General features: G+C 36.8%; 16 protein-coding genes. 3 read left to right on the top strand and 13 right to left on the bottom strand.

The genetic code is table 11. From position 1 onward, the window contains the following. Positions 1-220: 220 nt before the first annotated feature. Entirely contained in the window at positions 221-2,524 is a 2,304-nt protein-coding gene (gene helD / locus BTHG_RS16400; protein ID WP_010677819.1) for an RNA polymerase recycling motor HelD, read from the bottom strand. A 301-nt stretch (positions 2,525-2,825) separates the two neighbouring features. On the opposite strand from helD, the gene BTHG_RS16405 reads away from it, so the two are divergent. Further along, positions 2,826-3,050 (top strand): hypothetical protein, encoded by a 225-nt coding sequence (locus BTHG_RS16405; RefSeq protein WP_010677820.1) that lies wholly within the window; start codon positions 2,826-2,828, stop codon positions 3,048-3,050. Positions 3,051-3,128: 78 nt separating this feature from the next. On the opposite strand, the gene BTHG_RS16410 is transcribed toward BTHG_RS16405, so the two are convergent. The 9 genes from BTHG_RS16410 to BTHG_RS16450 all read right to left on the bottom strand — a co-directional run bounded on the left by BTHG_RS16410 (position 3,129) and on the right by BTHG_RS16450 (position 11,690). Further along, a complete protein-coding gene (locus tag BTHG_RS16410; protein WP_010677821.1) occupies positions 3,129-4,355 on the bottom strand; it encodes an ATP-binding protein in 1,227 nt (408 codons plus the stop codon). Positions 4,356-4,438: 83 nt separating this feature from the next. Beyond that, a complete protein-coding gene (locus BTHG_RS16415) occupies positions 4,439-5,626 on the bottom strand; it encodes a hypothetical protein (RefSeq protein ID WP_010677822.1) in 1,188 nt (395 codons plus the stop codon). A gap of 226 nt (positions 5,627-5,852) precedes the next feature. Continuing rightward, positions 5,853-7,010 (bottom strand): HD-GYP domain-containing protein, encoded by a 1,158-nt coding sequence (locus tag BTHG_RS16420; protein WP_010677823.1) that lies wholly within the window; start codon positions 7,008-7,010, stop codon positions 5,853-5,855. 294 nt (positions 7,011-7,304) lie between these two features. Then, a complete protein-coding gene (locus tag BTHG_RS16425) occupies positions 7,305-7,937 on the bottom strand; it encodes a response regulator (RefSeq protein ID WP_010677824.1) in 633 nt (210 codons plus the stop codon). After that, complete coding sequence (locus BTHG_RS16430) at positions 7,930-8,970, bottom strand: sensor histidine kinase (RefSeq protein WP_010677825.1); 1,041 nt, start codon at positions 8,968-8,970, stop codon at positions 7,930-7,932. Before BTHG_RS16430 ends, BTHG_RS16425 begins: the two co-directional genes overlap by 8 nt. Continuing rightward, on the bottom strand, positions 8,967-9,701 hold the full coding sequence (gene liaF, locus BTHG_RS16435; protein ID WP_010677826.1) for a cell wall-active antibiotics response protein LiaF: 735 nt from the start codon (positions 9,699-9,701) through the stop codon (positions 8,967-8,969). The genes BTHG_RS16430 and liaF overlap by 4 nt, the downstream gene beginning before the upstream one ends. A 212-nt stretch (positions 9,702-9,913) precedes the next feature. Beyond that, positions 9,914-10,561 (bottom strand): PspA/IM30 family protein, encoded by a 648-nt coding sequence (locus tag BTHG_RS16440; protein WP_010677827.1) that lies wholly within the window; start codon positions 10,559-10,561, stop codon positions 9,914-9,916. 48 nt (positions 10,562-10,609) lie between these two features. After that, the gene (locus BTHG_RS16445; RefSeq protein ID WP_010677828.1) at positions 10,610-10,957 is read right to left on the bottom strand and encodes a lmo0954 family membrane protein; all 348 of its coding nucleotides are present in this window, start codon (positions 10,955-10,957) and stop codon (positions 10,610-10,612) included. 145 nt (positions 10,958-11,102) lie between these two features. Further along, positions 11,103-11,690 carry a DNA-3-methyladenine glycosylase gene (locus tag BTHG_RS16450; RefSeq protein ID WP_010677829.1) on the bottom strand — a complete coding sequence of 196 codons (588 nt, stop codon included), beginning with the start codon at positions 11,688-11,690 and terminating at the stop codon, positions 11,103-11,105. A 375-nt stretch (positions 11,691-12,065) separates the two neighbouring features. Here BTHG_RS16450 and BTHG_RS16455 point away from each other — a divergent pair, with 375 nt between their 5' ends. Beyond that, on the top strand, positions 12,066-13,112 hold the full coding sequence (locus BTHG_RS16455) for an ATP synthase beta subunit C-terminal domain-containing protein (RefSeq protein WP_010677830.1): 1,047 nt from the start codon (positions 12,066-12,068) through the stop codon (positions 13,110-13,112). A gap of 17 nt (positions 13,113-13,129) precedes the next feature. On the opposite strand, the gene BTHG_RS16460 is transcribed toward BTHG_RS16455, so the two are convergent. The 3 genes from BTHG_RS16460 to BTHG_RS16470 form a co-directional block, all read right to left on the bottom strand. Continuing rightward, on the bottom strand, positions 13,130-13,957 hold the full coding sequence (locus tag BTHG_RS16460; RefSeq protein WP_010677831.1) for a cytochrome c oxidase assembly protein: 828 nt from the start codon (positions 13,955-13,957) through the stop codon (positions 13,130-13,132). A 204-nt stretch (positions 13,958-14,161) separates the two neighbouring features. Further along, positions 14,162-14,833: a hypothetical protein gene (locus BTHG_RS16465; protein WP_010677832.1), complete on the bottom strand. Its 672-nt coding sequence runs from the start codon at positions 14,831-14,833 to the stop codon at positions 14,162-14,164. A gap of 164 nt (positions 14,834-14,997) precedes the next feature. Beyond that, positions 14,998-15,855 (bottom strand): carbon-nitrogen hydrolase family protein, encoded by an 858-nt coding sequence (locus BTHG_RS16470; RefSeq protein ID WP_010677833.1) that lies wholly within the window; start codon positions 15,853-15,855, stop codon positions 14,998-15,000. Positions 15,856-16,124: 269 nt separating this feature from the next. Here BTHG_RS16470 and BTHG_RS25930 point away from each other — a divergent pair. After that, the coding region (locus BTHG_RS25930; RefSeq protein WP_010677834.1) for a polysaccharide deacetylase family protein at positions 16,125-16,820 on the top strand (696 nt) is incomplete at its 3' end.

The following is a 16,820-nucleotide window of genomic DNA, read 5'->3' on the forward strand; positions in this document are numbered from 1 at the left end:
TTCTGTGGCGAACGTCGATGTCAGCACTTCCTCGAAAATGCTTTGCATTTTCTTCGTGCGATGATTATGCTCCCGTAGCCTTTCTTGTCCTGTGCAAGTCTGACAAGCACAAGACGAGCTGTCAAAAGGCGTGTTCTTTGACATTCTTGATAGATTGGCTTGTGACCTCGAGGGGCTAGGCGCTGGAGCTGGACGTAGATAAACATACGCAAAACACAATTCAGTTTGTGTTTTGCGTCTTTTTTCCATATAATTCTTCATCCACTTTATCCAATAGAAAATTAGTAAGGTCTGTGCCCCAAAAATGTAACCGGTGCAATGGACGGGTCATCGATACATAAAGAAGCTTTATATCAATTTCATCTTGAAAGAACTTTTCCTCGTTTGAGTAAATCAACACCACATCAAACTCCAAACCCTTTGATAAATGCGAGCTTACGATTACGACTTCTTCCTTATTAATTTCTTCATTTTCTTTCAACAGCTGAACTGGAAGTTCACTGTACTTTTTAAACGCTTTTGCTAATCTTTGACACTCGATATTTGTCTTCCCAATAATTGCCACCGTTTTCATATTTTCATCGTAAAGGGTCTTAATTGCCTCTGTCATTTCATGGACGATTTCTTTCTCCCCCCCACTAATTTGATAAAATGTAGGTTTCTCCCCATGACGAACAACCGGCTCAACCATTGGCAAATCTAGTTTTAATAGCTCAAGCAATTGGTTTGCAGCATTCATGATTTCAATTGTAGTCCGGTAGCTTTTTTGTAAAGTTTTATAGGTGGCTCTTGGGAAAATCTCGTCTATGACTGGTGCCCAATTGTTAATTCCTCTGTAAGAATGAATTCCTTGGGCTAAATCCCCAACAATCGTGAACATATCGGTTTCTAGTGCTGTTTTTAGTGCGGCTAACTGAAAATAGCTATAATCCTGTGCCTCATCGATTACAACATTCCGGGCCTTTAATTCTTTTTTTATTCCATATAGTTTTGCTCTCAAATAAAGAAGTCCCGCTAAATCCTCAAGTTCATATTGTTTTGATTTTTGAAGTTGCTTTTGATAGTCCATAAAGAATTGAATTTGGTCATCGGTTAGGATCCCGGATGCGTATGTTGAAAATCGTTCATTCACAAACCTCTGAAAATAGTAGAAAACATCATGATGTGGAAGCTTTTTTATATAAGCATTAACTGCCGTACGGGACTGTTTCGTGATTTCCTCAATGAGTTCAGCCTTTTTATCGAGAGCCTTTGTCACATAGCGACGCCGTTTTTCCGGATCAATTTTTGTCTTGAATAACACATTATCAAGTTTGTCATCATAAAACTTCGTGACCTTATGGACCATTTTTTTCTTTTCCAAACGAACTGTGTTTTGAAGCACCTTCTTTATTTTATCAATCCGCTTATAATATGGAAGATATCGATATTCATAGGTCATTAAATGGTGAATATCTTTTGCCTTATAGAGACGAAACTTTGAAACAAAGAAGTCCTCTTTTGGCAACAAGGAACTTAAAATATCCTCTACATAATGATCGAGTATATCACGATACTCTAGCGAACCCTTAAAAGCTGAAATCCACTTAATCATCTCAGGGTTTTTGAATTCTTCATGGATAAAGCCTAGTAACTTTCCTTCTGGCTTTGTAAGTTTAATCGGTTTACCAAGGCACTTTTTTACAAATTCCACATAGGTTGTTTGTAGAATATTATCCACGCCTAGTTCTGGGAGTACTTCTGAAATGTAATCAATGAAAAGCCGGTTTGGTGCGAGAATCATGAGTTGGTCAGGTGAAAAATAGTCAGCATAGGTGTAAATAAAATAAGAGATTCGGTGCAGGGCAATCGTAGTTTTTCCACTTCCCGCTGCTCCTTGGACGATGATTGGCTTGTTAAGATCCGCACGGATGATATTGTTTTGTTCTTCCTGAATCGTAGAGACAATATCTGTTAGGCGATTGCTTGCACTTTCGGATAAAGATTTTTGTAGAAGCTCATCGGTTGTGGTTAAATCAACATCCCGAATTTCCGCTAGTTCACCATCTTCAATTATAAATTGACGTTTTAAGGACAAGTAACCCTTGTATTCCTCACCCTCGGCCACATATGACACTTCCCCAAGCCGGCCATCATAATAGAGGTTCGCAACTGGTGAACGCCAGTCGACAATGATTGGTTGCTGCGTTTCTTTATCAAAAAGGGATACCTTCCCGAAATATAGTATCTCCTCATTCCCCGTTTCTTCCCGATGAAAATTAATTCGGGCAAAATAAGGCTTAGTTTGATTTCTCTTCAATTGTCGGACTTCTTCATTGGTCCTTCTAAGCAATGTTGAATTCGTTAACATATTTAAATAGCTCAAACTACTATCTTTGAAATCTACTCCTTCAAGAGCATTCTTTAAGTTATCCCTAAAGTTTTCCTCAGTTGACTCTGATGCGCGAATGACAACTTCCATATACTGCTTTGTGAATTCTAACCTCTCTGCCTCAACCTCAAAATCATCATGTCTTTCTTTCATCCAATCACCTCCACACTTATAAGAAAGAGTAAAAAAACCATGAATTAACAATTAACCCATGGTGAAAAGAACAAATTATTCCGACAAAAGACGTATTTTTGATTATAGTATAGGAATAGTGGGAACGCAACCAAATTTATGGGATATTCAGGATAAAAATAGTCTTGGTGAATCAACATTTTTTAGCGCTTTCATCTTACGTATAGTAAGAAAATAGTGTATAATTTTAGTAAGTTCACAAAATGTCCATAATTATTTGCAACACCCATCCATTTTTTATTTACATAAGGGGGAGCATTATATGATTCGCACGGGGGCTGCCGCTTTTTTAAGTGTCTTTTTATTACTCTTTGAGGGCTTTATTGTGATTAAATTAAAAGGCTATACCGGAATTTATTTTGGAGACATCCATCTTTTGGTCAGTGTTCTAGCAATGAATTTCTTCTTTGTGTTTTCCATTTTAACTCAAATTAAACTTTGGATTGAAAACAAAGGTGCTGAGAAAACAGAGGCTAGAATGAAATAACATTTATCGTTAAAACAGGACCAAATGGCCTGTTTTTTTGTTGCACATAAAAAATTAAACCACTCCTTTCAGAGTGGCTCATTGAGTAATTGGTAATGTTATCTCTACCTTTGTACCTTTTCCTTCTTTACTATCGATGTCAATCTTCCCATGATGATCTTCGATAATTTTTTTTGATACCATTAGACCTAGGCCTGTTCCATAATCCTTCGTTGTAAAAAATGGCTCGAACAGCTTTTCCTTTACATCCGTAGGAATTCCGCAACCTTCATCATAAATCCGAATCGATACCGTATCGTTGATGCCTTGATTGCCTTCAATCGTTAGTCTTCCACCCTCTGTCATGGACTCTACCCCATTTTTAATGAGATTTAAAAACACTTGCTTCATTTGTTTCTCATCACATTCAATGAGTGGAAAGGACTTATCTATTTTCAGATTAATCTCGATATTTTTTCCTTGTTCAGATTGCTCAGTTATCGAAACGACATAATCAATTAGTTCCTTTAAATTGCATTTCGTTACATGAATTTGCCTTGGCTTTCCAATCACAAGTAAATCATTTAGGATTGAATCAATTCGATCGATTTCTTGTTCCATAATCGAATATTGAAAGTCATCCTCTCGATGCTTTTCCCGCTGAAACTGGGTGAACCCTTTCAAAGACGCCAAAGGATTACGAATCTCATGACCAATCGTAGTTGCCATCTGGCCCACAAACGCAAGCTTCTCCTTTTGCCGAAGCTCCTCATGCGTTTCCGTTAATGCTTCGATGAATGAGGAAAAGCGAATTAATAGGATGTAGGCGACGATTGATAATATTAAAACCAGTACAATAGGGATTAAAACTGTAGTTGTATGAATAACAACCCCAACAATTACATAACGCAACATCGATCCCAGTGACGCAATCCAAAAAAATCGTTTATTAATAAAGAGCGGTGAAAATAAAACAAGAATTAATTCCGCAGCATTTCCACTTGCATATATGGAAGGATTGTCGATAAAAACGAGACAATCATAAATTACAGCTAATGAAAAATAGGTTATTACGTAGATATATTTTATCAAGGTTTGCTTGCCACTTTTATACAAGTAGAAGGAAAGAATTAATAACCCAATGTAAAAAGCATAATTTACGTAACCCAGCTGATTACTAAATCCAGGAGTTACCTTCATTCTTTTATATATAAAATAAAATATTAAATCAAAAAAAACTAAAGTAATATAAAAGGAAATTAAATATATTTTTAGCGCGCGCTTTTCCTCATGTTGTAGTAACGCGGATGTATTTTTTATACCCATCACTAGCCCTCTTTAATAATATTCATAGTGATTCTTTCATTACACATTATATACTAAAAGTACTACATTTTTAACATATTTTATCATTTTTCGACATTTATCCGAGTATAGGACTTGGAAAACGAGTAGATTAATAATCCTAAGAGTGTAATAATTTGAGCTGTAAACAAGATTGCATCCCAAAAATAAGGTTCGGATATTGGCCTACTAAAGCCAGGAATAATGTTAATAATCATATATAATAATTGCGGTAAATAGTAGATGAAAAATAAACCAAATGTAAGTATGAGTCCAATGATATAAAAGATGCTGTACGATACAACTATTTTTTCTTCTCCGGGGAAAAGTTCATTATTTTTTCGTTTAGTTCGTGAAAATATGTTTTTAATTGAAAGAATACTATTTTCCATCAAGTTATATGTCCCTGTCACATTCTCAAATAAATAATAAAAGTCCGTTTTCATATAAATGCAGGCTTGGAACACAATTCTAACCACAACATCAAAAATAATTAGTCCAATTAAACCTGAAAACATCTGCGAATGTATGGGTCCAAATAATTGCAACATCAAGGCTATAAAGAGGACAACATTATCAAAGCAAACACCCGATAAATAGAGAATGTTTCTTTGCTTTGCAGGAAGTTTCCAAGCCAATGAAAGGTCTGTTTCAAAAACAAGCAAATATAATCGATGACTAATATCCAACCTTGTTGGTAAATTAAATGAACGAATGGCTAATATATGACCGAATTCATGGATAAGAACGAGAAACAAAGACATAAAACCTAATACTATTATGTTTAGTGACAATAAATCAAATACAAATAAGTCTTTATAATGCGGAAATAACGAAGGGCGGATAGAAAAGATTCCAATATTAATAATAAATAATACCCCATAAATGTAGGGTGTATATTTATTGAAAAGTGCTTTTCCAAGTTCTGATGGAATCCACTCAAATCCTAACTTCTTCTTTTGTTCTAGTTTATGGATTATTTCCTCACCGTCGATTGATAATACTAGATTTAATTCAAGAAGTTGTTCCCCAAAATCAATTAGATTGATTTCTTCATTTGGATAGGATTTAGTCAACACTTCTTCAATTTCACCTAATCTCATTCCTTTTTGAATTAAATCTAATGCATCAATACAAACTAATGGCATCTCATAGAATTCTTGTGTTAATAGGTCTTCCACAATATAGTATTTAGACCCCTCACGAACCTCTATATCATGCAGTGTGAGTAAAGTTTCTTTTGTTAGTTTCAATACATTCACCCTAATGTTTGTTTTATATTCAGATTACATCATCTTACCTTTGATTTTTTATTTATCATAGCCCTAAAAAAAAGAGGATGCAAACTAGAAAGTAAGCATCCCTTGTGAATTATCATGTTCTAGGTGTGAATGGGCACCACCAACAAGTTGTTTTAATTTTTTTAAGCTTTCTGATTTTCATACTATCGCCTCCTTTCTATGGAATTTATTGAATGTATCATCTAGCATCATGGTTTTTAGTAACTAATGCCCACGATGGAAAAACCTTTTTAAATTCTTCTACAAGAATTGGATCAAATTGGGTTCCTTGTCCTTCGATAATTCTTTTAAATGCTTCTTCAGCGGGAAGAGCACTTCGATATGATCGAGAAGAAGTCATTGCATCAAATGCATCCGCAATTGCTACAATTCTAGCGAGCAATGGGATATCTTCACCCTGTAAATTATCGGGATAACCCTTTCCATCCCATCGTTCATGATGTGATCGAATGACACAAATGTTTCCCTTTAATCCTTCAATATTCTTTACTGCTTCTGCACCTACAACTGGATGTGTTTTAATAACCTCAAATTCTTCATTTGTTAGTTTAGAAGGTTTCATCAAGATTTGGTCAGGAATATTTACCTTACCAATATCATGTAGTAAACAAGCATAGTTAAATGCCGTTAACTCATCATTTGAAAACTGTTTTACTTCTTTTGCAAGGGATAATGCGTAACTTGCAACCCTTTCACTATGACCTCTAGTATATGGATCTTTTAATTCTAGCGCAGCTATTACTCCCTTAACCATTCCTTCCAACTGTTCATCATAGGATGTTTTAACTGCATTTACATATGATTGAAATCTAAATAAAAAGATAAGTGCTATAACTGCAAATACTGTGGTAAGTAGCATTAGGAAAAATACTTCTGTTTCTTGAAGGACTGCTCCGGTTATTAAATATCTACTCAATGCACCAATAGTGACAACATAATAGAATCGTTTGCTAATGAAAATTGGGGAAAACAAAATAACAAACATTTCTGCAATATTACCACTTTTATATTCATGTTCACTATTTAGATAAAATGAAACATCATTAAAAATTGATAGAACCAAATAAGTTAACACTACAACATATTTTACTAGATAATGTTTGTCTTTTTTGCTTAGATAGATTGCTACGGGAATTAAAGCAAACATAATTAAGTACAATACATAGCCAAATTCGCTTGGTAGCCCGACAGGTTTATTGGTGATAAACTTTGGATAAATAAAATAATAAAACACGTCATAAACTACCATTATTAAATAAAAAAGACTCAAAAACCACTTTAATGTACCTTTTTCTTCAGTACTAAGAATAGTAGATTTGCTTATCATTTTTCGCATCTCTTTTTCTCCATTTTCTCTTATAATTCTAGATATATATGCAAATAACCTTTAATTATTACAAAAAAGGTACAAAAGTCACAGACGTAATTCGTCAATAATCGACTTTTTCATTATAAACCATATATACTACAAACTGAATAGTTAATTAGGTATAAAATTATTCCTAAACCTTATAAAATATGGCAATTACAAAACGGGACTTTTGGACTATATAGGGTAAAAAGTTTTATTTTATCATTTGCCAATAAAAAAAACACAGGTTGAAATCTGTGTTTTTTGTCGAATTTTATGTTATTTTACAAGAGAATGTTTAAATGCATATATGACTGCTTGTGTTCGATCTTGAACCTCAAGTTTACTTAAAATGTTACTGACATGTACTTTTACCGTTTTTAGAGCAATAAATAGCTCGTCGGCAATTTCTTGATTTGTTTTGCCGTCAGCAATAAGTAATAATATTTCCATTTCGCGGTTTGTTAATTCTTCATGAGGAAGATGTGTATCCTTTTGCCTCATTCGAACCATCATTTTCCCTGTAACCTCTGGTTCAAGTACTGATTGTCCGTGATACGTTTTTCTGACAGCTTCAGCAATTTCACTTGCCTTTGAGGTTTTCAACATATAGCTTGTGGCACCCGCTTCAAGTGCCGGATACACTTTTTCATCATCAATAAAGCTTGTCACAATAATAATTTTTGCCTCTGGCCAACTCTCGATGATTCTTCTTGTTGCTTCGATGCCGTCCATTTCCTTCATTACTAAATCCATGAGAATAATATCAGGTCTAAGTTCTAACGCTAATTCGACCGCTTTTTTTCCATCATCAGCTTCCCCAATTACTTCAATATCTGGCTGTGCAGATAAATAAGAAGAGACCCCTATCCTTACCATCTCATGATCATCGACAAATAATACCTTAATCATTTTCTTCACCCTCTAATAATGGTACTTTCACTTCAATACGTGTTCCTTTTTCTTTGATGCTAACGATGCGCATCGTGCCACCAATTTCAACTGCGCGTTCATACATATTTTGGAGCCCGTAGGATCCTGTCTTTGCCTGTTCGACATCAAATCCAATTCCATCATCGACAATTCGTAAAATAATAAAATGATCTCTTTTAATTAACAGGACTTCTAACTGATTTGCTTTTGCATGGCGGAGGGTATTTGAAAGTGACTCTTGAAGGATGCGGAATAAATGGTCCTCGACCCCTTTATCAATTCGAAAATCCTCAATCTTTTTTTCGATTGTGACTGGTACTTTTTGTGCAAGTTCAACTATAAGTTCTTGAATGCCTTCCTGAAGCGTCTTTCCTTTTAATGCGACTGGACGTAAATGAAGCAAAAGTGCACGCATTTCTAATTGAGATTGATGAATCATTTCCTCAACTAGCTTAAATTGTTTTGCCTCACGTGCATCTGTTCGTGGCCTCGACTCATTGATTGCGGACATCATCATCGAAGCCGCAAAAAGCTGTTGACTAACGGAATCATGGAGTTCTCTCGCTAACCGATTACGCTCCTCAGAAACAATCTTTTGAATACGTTTTTCTTGGTCTTCCGCTTTTTCATTTGCAAGTTTTTGGGAAAGCTTCGTTTGTTCTGCAATATGAGCTTGAACCTTTTTAATCCGCTCCCATATTGTGCTTATTTCAATTGTTTGGTTTTCAGGGATTTCCGGTATCGCCCTTCCCTGTTCAATCTGATAAATCGCGTCAGACACGGAAAGCAATTGTTTTCTCCATAAAACTCCTGACATAATGCCAAAAACAAGCCCGCCTATTAAGCTAAAGCTTATCGCAAGGATAATATAGGGAAGGTCCATGAACTCTGTTTGCCAAAGAGAACCCCAATTTGCTAATGGAAATGCCATAAACACAATGACATGAGCTAGTACAAATAAAGTCACCGAGACACAAATACCAACAATCATTTGTCTTTTTATGGTACTCATGCTCGTTTCACCTCAAGATCTCCAACCCCAATTGAAGTTACTATTTTAAGCTTATGTTCAGCGTAATCGTATTGTTCAGTATGGTAATGCAGTGTTTGGTTGACGGTTTTATTGTCGTGATTTTCAAAAATCGTTGTTGCTCCGTAAAGAACAGAGTGATGCACCTTCACTTCTACCTCATATGGAACAAAAACTTGAACATTTCCAATCACATTGCGAATAAAAATAACCGACTCACCTTTAGGAAGAACCGTGTAGCTTAAATCGATAATGGTATCGCCAATTCCTGATTGGATGTTCACATCATTCCATTCATAGACATACTCGGGTGTTTTTTGCCCGCCAAAAATGATGTTTTGAAACAAAGGTTGGCGCTTTATAATCGGTTCCTGTTGTGATGTTTTTTCCGTTTCTTTTATATCAGGTTTAATATAATGTGGTTTTTTCTTTGATTGAAAAAATTGAATGAGTAGATAGATTAGAGCTGCGAGAATTAAAAATTTGACTGTCATCATACCTAATATCGTAAATGCTAAACTAATCCATCCAAACCAAAACAGGACTTTTCCAAACGTTCTTGGCATTTTTTTACGGCCAATATAAATACATCCAAACGAGATGATAAAAGAGAAAAGAACCCCGCCGTTAAAAAACGTAACTTCAATAACTAATAAAATAATTCCAAAAAGAATAAATGCATTAAGATTGTCTGTTTTCATTTTATTTAACAAGGTTCGAAAGCCTCCCTTCATATTAAATGAGTGTTCAAAAAGGAGGATGAAAAGGACCACGCCGGCTTAGAGCGCCACGTCAACAAAGAAATTCGATCTGTCAATTTCACCGGACTTTTTGAACCTCCTCTTGAATGTATTGATTATTACCCGTAAATCTGGGCTAAGAAAGGCGTAGTTTGTCTACGCCTTCTTAGAATACCATGTTTTCACTATGAAATTGAATGTGTTTCTTCATTTTTTATTTCTTTTTCAAGCTGTGCAATTCTTGCATCAATTGTGTTGCGATGGTAAGAGGAATTCACTTGATTTTCAAGTCGATCAAGATATGATTCCATTTCATCAAACGTTCTTGAAGCTTTATTGGTATATGCATTTGTATCAAGCACTTGGTTCATACGATGGTTCGCACGTGCAATGTTTTCACGTCCCATTAATTCCATCCGCTTAATATGCATATCTTTTAATTTATGCTTCATTTCCTCATATTTTTTCTCAAGGCCGATGAGTTCTGTGCTCGCATTTTTAAATGCTTCTTCTAATTTAGCAGCGCGCTCCTCATATGCAGCTTGTTCCTGTACAGCAAACTCATATAGTTCCGTTTCCCCAGCCTGTTGTGCCACACCCGCTTGGTATTTACGCTTATCAGCAAGAGCCGCTGCCTCACGTTGCTCTCTAGCAAATTGATCCTTTAATGAGTGCTGACGCTCAACAAGTTTGCGGACTTTTTCTACCTCTGCCTCACATTGACGTAAGTACTGGTTAAGTAATGCTATTGGATTTTTCTTTTCTTTTTCATCTAAAACACCGTGGAAATCTGCTAAAATTGTATCCTTTATACGAGTTAATAGGTTTGCCATTTGTATCATTCTCCTTTTGTTTTGATTTTGTAGCCTTGTTTCAAAAAATTAATGTTTGTTTAATTCAGCCCATTGTTTTTCAAAGTTAGTGAATGGGTCTGATGATTCAGTAATTACTTGATGCTTTTCTTTTTTCCATTTTTTAATGACAACGTAGAGGATATATGCTGCAACTACGCCTAAAATGGCTGGTACATTTGATGCTGAAGCGGTAATTGCGATAACTCCGATGATCGCCCATAGCACCTTACCTACTGTTGAATCTGTTTTGATAAACTGTTTAAAAGCAAAATACAGAATCGCAAGGCTTATCACTAGACCAATCATTGGGCCAATATGTGATAAAAGCACAATTGCTGCAATACCTCCAAGAATAAACAATCCGAACTTTTTCATGTTTACTTCCTCCTTTCATGATTCAATCTTATCCTGAATTTCACTTTGTCATAATGAGCCGCAGTTATATTTTTCACTAGGACCTGAGGCGTAGGGTCACTAAGTTTTAGATGAAAAAAGGGTCTGCTCTTGTACGAGCAAACCCTTATCTTTTGCGAGAAACAAACGGATTGTCTGTAATCCAAAATCGCCATGGATACTCCTTTGCTTCACCTGAATTTTCGATTCCAATTCGTGGTCCGGTAGAGATATTTTCGGGAGTATACCCTTTTGCGATATAAATAGGCGGTTTAAAAAGGGGAAGTCCATAGTCTTCCATTGAAATCCCTAAAGCCTTTGTTAGTTTTCCGGGGCCATTGGTTAAATTTTTTTGTGGCATTTCCCCGCGTCGATGGTACATGTGGTCAATTCCTTCGTCTGGCTCAACTGCTCGTATTAAAACAGATTCCGGAACTTCAATTTCACCACTTACTACATTAATAAGACAATGCGTGTGCATTCGATGGGTGTAGGCATATCCAGGTTTCCCGAACATTACTTCGGTACGTTTCGTCCGTCTGTTTTGATAGGAGTGCGCTGCCTGATCTTTCGGACCTCGGTAGGCCTCGGTTTCAACGATGTAGCCTGAAGTGATACCTTCGTCGGTTTGTTTTACAAGCTTACATCCGAGGAGAGCTTTGGCTAGTTCTAATGTAGGTTGATGAAAAAATGATTCAGGTAAAATTTCGGTCATGATTGCTCCTTGTGTTGGTTTTAGGTTTAGTATGGATGTGAAAGAACGAGTGTATTCTAGGGATTGGTAGGCTGTGGCAACGGACGTTATTTAGCAATATGAAAATGACCCTTCCATCAGCAGGTTGAGGTACCAGAATTACCGTTTTCACTAATACCGGACAATTCGTGAGAGTTTCCATGCTATCGATTTTGATTCTATCCGTTTGAGTTGCGTTTTATCGTTTATATTTCGATTCTACCCGTTTTAATCCAGTTCTATCGATTTCAGGCGCACTCATCTTACGAACGTAAAAAAAATTACTCTGCAAAGAAAATATCTATTGCATTCAAACGAAAATTAGTTTACTCTAAAAAGTAACAGGAGGTGTAAATTTTGGAAGATATTCGACTCAATGTATCTTTACTTCGTAGAAGAGTACCTAATTTAACAACTGCGGCTCGCTCGGTTGGATTACGCCCTGCGACTGTATCAAATCTGTGTACGGGAAAAATTCCGGTTGGGCGAGCAGAAGTGCGCACATTAGTGGCGCTTGCTGATTTAGCTGAATGTAGTTTGGATGAATTACTAATTCGAGGGGAGAAAATTGAAATGATTGAAACTGGGATTAAAACGCTTGATGTTTTTGCACCATTAGCAAAAGGTGGGACTGTTGGTCTTGTAGCTCGTCCTGGAATGGGCCAGCTTGTAGTACTTGCAGAACTATTCCATCGCTTACGTACCAATGATTATGTATCCGTATTGCTTTTGCCGGAAGGTGATCACCCAGAAGTCAATGATATTTTGGATGAAGTTCAACTCCAAGTAAAAACAATTCAAGAAGCGTACGAGGAAATTGCAAAGCTTGGTAAAACGACAGAAGTCGCATTTGCGGCGGATCGTTCCCATGTTATCACAGGAGAAATCCAAGCCTTACAGGAGAGATTGCATTCTATTGGGATTGATTCTGTCACGACCATTCTTGTTGATTTAAAAGGTGACGTTGTGGATGAGGACGTTCCATTTGGACCACTTGAAACATTATGGCAATTCGACGCTGACCTCACTGCTAGACATCAATATCCTGCCATTAACCCAGTTTACTCTACCTCTTCTGTTCTCGAAGGGGCACATCTAGATCAAACACATTTTACAATCCAGCAGCGTGCAAAAAAACTATTACGAAGATATCGTGAGCTCCGTTCACTCGTTAGCGTTCACGGGCTTGAAAAGCTACCAGAAGCTGAGGTTCAAACTTACAAACGTGGGGAACGTCTTGAAGCATATCTGACACAACCTTTTTATGTCGCAGAAGCCTTTACTGGTAAAAAGGGGGAAACCATCAGCTTACAGGATACTTTACAAGATATCCGAAAGATTCTTGATGGCTCAACCGATTCTAATGAAGTGGCAGACTTAGCCTATATCGGAAAACTAAGTTAAATACCAAAAGGCAGGAACTACTTCCTGCCTTTTTTCATAAACAACCATAACGTACTTATGCCAAAAATCAATGCTTGGGAGATAAATAAGATAATCGCTCCGTTCCTTTGTTCACTAATTGGTGGATATGGTAGCAGTGTTTCTAATAAATCTGGTGGAACCTCCTCGCCAATAGGCATGCATAATGCCAATGCCGCAAGCATCTGACTTGTGTCACTGTAGACTGTATACAATTCACCATTTGCCAGCCACAAAAAGAGCGTTAATGGAACAAATAACACAATATTGACCACGATATAAATGAGCTTTTGCTTAAAAGTCAAAGTGTCATACTCTCTAATTGGTCCGATAATTGGCCACCACAAGAGGACGGCTGCAACGATTAACCCGACTAAAAAGAAGTAGTTTGTAAAATATCCAGTTCGAATCCAATCAAATACAACTGGCACATGATATCCGATAAACAAACTGTAAAATAAAACTATCGCAAACAATGGATGAGTCAAAAATCGATATACCTTTTTGATAACCTTGTTTTTAAGCATCTTTTCAAGCAGGTTTGTCTTTATTCCGATAACAATCAAAGGTGCTGCAATGAATAGGACAATGACAATCTGAATGATATGAGCGCGAAACAGCAAGCGTCCCAAGAGGTTTAGTGGACTACCCACCGCAAAAAGAATCAACAGCATACTCCCTGCAAACGCGATTGATTTATATTTTTTATGATCCTTTGGTGTCGGTAAAAGGAACATATATAAAACAATTAATATCAGTGAGAAAAAAATGACCCCACCGTTCCATTGGGCGTGAAAACTAAATCCATCTAAAATTTGACTAATCACACTATCACCAGCTTTATGATTTTGTTCAGAAAGCCATCATTCGGTACTCACACAACCTGACCCTCTAAACATACTCTTCTATAGTAATTGTAAATCTTTACACACTTTACGGAATATGATTTATATCACATGTCGTTTTTCAGACATTTTTCAGACAAAAAAAATCCATAATTACACCTCTGAATGTAATTATGGATTCTTTGATTATAGTGGTAATAGATTTACTGACTCTTTTTCCTTTAACCCATTGACCATTTCTTGCCACTCTACAGGTTTGTTTGGAAGAACCGTGTAATACGTGGTTAAGAAATCAACGACTAATTGACTTGGTAATTGATTCACTTGTTCATCACCAGGCATAAAGCATAAATCAAGCCCCTTCACGGCTTCACCATCATTGTTCCATGATGGGTGAACATAATCAAGTTCAAGACGTTTATAGCCGAGATGAGAAAGAACCTCGCGACGAACAAAAGGGTCCATCGGCTTCACTGTTCCAAACTCATAGTGTGCTACCTGATATGGGTCATAGATTTCTGCAAACATGCCGAACAGCTCTTTTCCATTTGCCCTGGCAAGCTCCTCTAAATCTTTGCTGCGATTTTGCGCTAAAAAGCGACCGATACTTAAACCAGGCTGACCAATGATTGTAAAATCAGTCATCGCAATATTCCAGTCTGGATAATAACGATACTCAGTTGCCCCAACAACCTCATCCTCATGCACGGCAACAAATACACGGATACTTGGGTCTTCAAGTGGCTCCTTCCAAAGTTCAAAATCTAATACTTCTTCTTTCGGAAATACATTCTTCATTAATTCATGCATTTTGAAAAACAATGGGTCATTGATGCTTGTTATTCTTTTATAATCCAACTCTTTCACTCTCCTTTTTAATCAAATGCGCTTTGGCGAATTTGTTCCCGATTTTTAGGCCCACAGGATGTGGAGTTTTTAGTCTTTGTTCTTACTATCAAAAAATTTCCATTAAAAAATCGTGGCATCCGCCGGAGGTACTAACTTTATTGATTGGAATAAAGTTATTTCCAATCAGGATAAAGGTCAGTTCTACGATCACGCCAAGTAGTAACTGAACCACGTTCACGAACTTCATATAAAAGATCCAAATCCAGGTCAGCAGTTACAATCATATCGTTATTCATTTCGCCTTCCACTAGAATCCCTTTTGGTGGGAATGGAATATCATTTGGTGTAATCACTGCTGCTTGGCCAAAATTAGCACGCATAAAATCAACCGTTGGCAAAGAACCAACAGTACCTGTACCCACTACATAGACTTGGTTTTCCACTGCTCTTGCATGGCTTGTATAGCGCACGCGATGGAAACCATGGCGATCATCTGTACATGACGGGCAGAAGATTACATCTGCACCTTTAGCTTTCGCGATTCGAACGATTTCAGGGAACTCAATATCATAGCAGGTTAACATTGCAATGCGTCCTTTTTCTGTATCAAAAACTTGGAAGTCTTCCCCAGGCGACATATTCCACTCATGAACTTCTGTAGGTGTAATATGAAGCTTTGCCTGCTCTCCCACTCTTCCATCTGGATAAAATAAATGAGCAACATTGTTGAGGTGGTCCCCCTTGCGAACTACATGTGTTCCGCCAATGATGTGCACATTATATTGTTTTGCAAGATTAGAAAACAATGCTCTATACCTTTCCGTAAAGCTTGGTAGGTCGTCAATTGTTAGACTTGAGCCATCTTCCCTACCAATTGATAAAAGCTGGGTTGTAAAAAATTCAGGAAACAGAATAAACTCTGCATCGAATTCCATAGCTGTTTTAATATAATGCTCACATTGAGCCGCAAATTCATCAAAGGAACGAATGGTATGAAGATGATATTGCACGGCTGAAACCCTCATTTTCAAATTGAGATCCCCCTTTAATTAAGTATGTTTATATGTGGATTATTAACTATTTTAATCATTGAAACAAGTAAATTGTCTCATTTCATATTAGACTAAGATCATTTTATTCTCAAAAACCTTTTTTTGCCAAATTTATTCTTCCCCCAGACACAGGCTTTATGTTAAGATAGGGCTTGTTTGTATCACTTTTGTAAAAATCTCGTAATAATAATGAAACGTTTTTGCAACATAAACGTCTTATATAGTGAAGAATATTCAGCAAAGAAGGAATGCCTAATGTCAAATGTAAAAAAAATCAGGAAGGGCAGTATTTTAAAAATCATTGCATTGTTTGGCTTTATTGTGTTGTTACTCTTGTATTCTTTTTTCTACTAAAAACAAAGTTTTTTCTCGAAGCCGATGCATCTGAACCTGTAGTCGAGACCGTCGCACCTGCTGAAACTCCTGAAAAAAACAAACCAATCGACGATGATTTAAAAGTTGATGACCCATTAAAAGGTAATATTGAAGAACAAAAGCCCACTGTGGAAGAACCTACAACTACTACAAAACCTACAGTCGACCCAGCTCCAGTTACCGTGAAACCAACAACTCCCGAAGTCGATGATGAACAGGAAGCCGATGATAAACAGGAGGCACCAAAGGAAACACCAGCCCCACCATCAAGGGCGGTATATCTTACTTTTGATGATGGTCCTCATAAGGTTTCAAAGGATATCCTTGCTTTACTCGATCAATATGATGCGAAGGCAACTTTTTTTATGTTAGACAACAATATTAAGAATTATCCAGATGCCGTTAAGGAAATGGTGAGTAAAGGTCATAGTGTTGGCCTTCATGGCGTGACCCATGATAAAAATAAATTCTATCAGTCTTCTAAATCTGTTGTAGGTGAGATGGACCAAACGCAGCAGACAATTTTAGAATTGACGGGCATTGAAACTGACCTAATTCGAACTCCGTTT

Origin of the sequence: Bacillus timonensis (assembly GCF_000285535.1) — a bacterium.
Classification (GTDB): domain Bacteria; phylum Bacillota; class Bacilli; order Bacillales; family Bacillaceae_L; genus Ferdinandcohnia; species Ferdinandcohnia timonensis.

Excerpts from the sequence above, each read along its gene's own strand:
- helD (WP_010677819.1), bottom strand. The coding sequence starts at position 2,524 with ATGAAAGAAAGACATGATGATTTTGAGGTTGAGGCAGAGAGGTTAGAA.
- BTHG_RS16405 (WP_010677820.1), top strand. The coding sequence starts at position 2,826 with ATGATTCGCACGGGGGCTGCCGCTTTTTTAAGTGTCTTTTTATTACTC.
- BTHG_RS16410 (WP_010677821.1), bottom strand. The coding sequence starts at position 4,355 with ATGGGTATAAAAAATACATCCGCGTTACTACAACATGAGGAAAAGCGC.
- BTHG_RS16420 (WP_010677823.1), bottom strand. The coding sequence starts at position 7,010 with ATGCGAAAAATGATAAGCAAATCTACTATTCTTAGTACTGAAGAAAAA.
- BTHG_RS16425 (WP_010677824.1), bottom strand. The coding sequence starts at position 7,937 with ATGATTAAGGTATTATTTGTCGATGATCATGAGATGGTAAGGATAGGG.
- BTHG_RS16430 (WP_010677825.1), bottom strand. The coding sequence starts at position 8,970 with ATGAGTACCATAAAAAGACAAATGATTGTTGGTATTTGTGTCTCGGTG.
- BTHG_RS16440 (WP_010677827.1), bottom strand. The coding sequence starts at position 10,561 with ATGGCAAACCTATTAACTCGTATAAAGGATACAATTTTAGCAGATTTC.
- BTHG_RS16445 (WP_010677828.1), bottom strand. The coding sequence starts at position 10,957 with ATGAAAAAGTTCGGATTGTTTATTCTTGGAGGTATTGCAGCAATTGTG.
- BTHG_RS16450 (WP_010677829.1), bottom strand. The coding sequence starts at position 11,690 with ATGACCGAAATTTTACCTGAATCATTTTTTCATCAACCTACATTAGAA.